Origin of the sequence: Burkholderia sp. CpTa8-5 (genome assembly GCF_017815045.1) — a bacterium.
GTDB lineage: Bacteria > Pseudomonadota > Gammaproteobacteria > Burkholderiales > Burkholderiaceae > Burkholderia > Burkholderia sola.
Window position 1 is genome coordinate 1 of sequence record NZ_JAGIQD010000085.1, and the last position, 524, is coordinate 524.

The 524-nt window shown below is 67.4% G+C and carries 1 protein-coding gene; it reads left to right on the plus strand.

What is annotated here, in order from left to right; translation table 11 throughout:
- Positions 1-524, plus strand: a 524-nt coding sequence (locus J8I35_RS34435) for a TolC family protein (protein WP_209929401.1), incomplete at both ends; no start/stop codon positions are given.

Here is a 524-nt window from a genome sequence, read left to right on the forward strand (position 1 = left end):
GGCGCGGCGCGCGCGGCGTTCTTCCCGAAGATCTCGCTGACGGGCGCGTTCGGCACCGGCAGCCCGACGCTGGGCGGCCTGTTCAAGGCCGGCACGGCGGCGTGGTCGTTCGCGCCGCAGATCACGATGCCGATCTTCGAAGGCGGGCAGAACATCGCGAACCTGAATCTCGCGCATGTGCAGAAGCGCATCGAGATCGCGAACTACGAGAAGGCGATCCAGTCGGCGTTCCGCGAAGTGTCGGACGGGCTTGCCGCACGCGGCACGTACGATCAGCAGATCGCGGCATTGGAGCGCAACGAGCACGCGCAGCAGCGTCGCTTCGATCTGTCGGACCTGCGTTACAAGAACGGTGTGGACAGCTATCTGTCGGTGCTGACTGCGCAGACGGATCTGTACTCGGCACAGCAGTCGCTGATCAGCGCGCGCCTGGCGCGCTGGACGAACCTGGTCGATCTGTACCGCGCACTGGGCGGCGGGTGGATCCAGCGTGCAGGCGAAGCGCCGCGCGCGCCGGATGCGCC